The 422-nt window shown below is 38.9% G+C and carries 1 protein-coding gene; it reads right to left on the bottom strand.

Annotated features, from left to right (window positions below; translation table 11 throughout):
• Positions 1-30: 30 nt before the first annotated feature.
• Positions 31-422, bottom strand: a 392-nt coding sequence (locus tag CWC11_RS20750) for a tetratricopeptide repeat protein (protein ID WP_138684172.1), incomplete at its 5' end; no start/stop codon positions are given.

Below are 422 nucleotides of genomic sequence, written 5' to 3' on the forward strand. Positions count from 1 at the left end.
GTCATGTGCTGTCCTTTGCGTAGAAATGGTTTATAACTTGATTTCGGACTTTAAAAAGTCGTAATAAAAAAGCCCATCCTCTCCATGGTCTTCAAAAATTTCTTTCCCGGCTAACATATAGGCCTTAAGTAAAGCATTTTTACTGCGCTCTTTATCACCTAACTGATAATGACACTGGCCAGCTCTAAAGTGAATAAATGGGTTGTCAAGTGCTTCAGGGTAGTTTAATGCATCCAGCATTGAATCTAGGGATTGTTGATATTCATCAAGCATATAATAACTATCCCCAATAGATACTTTAAGCCAAACGGCTTGCTCCCACTCTTCATCTGGATCAGCAAGCAAATCGAAAGCTTTTTTCCAAAGTGTCATTGCGCCTTGAAAATCTTCTTCATCAAAAAGGTCATTGCCTTGCTCGCAAT

Origin of the sequence: Pseudoalteromonas sp. S3178, assembly GCF_005886985.1 — a bacterium.
Lineage (GTDB): Bacteria > Pseudomonadota > Gammaproteobacteria > Enterobacterales > Alteromonadaceae > Pseudoalteromonas > Pseudoalteromonas carrageenovora.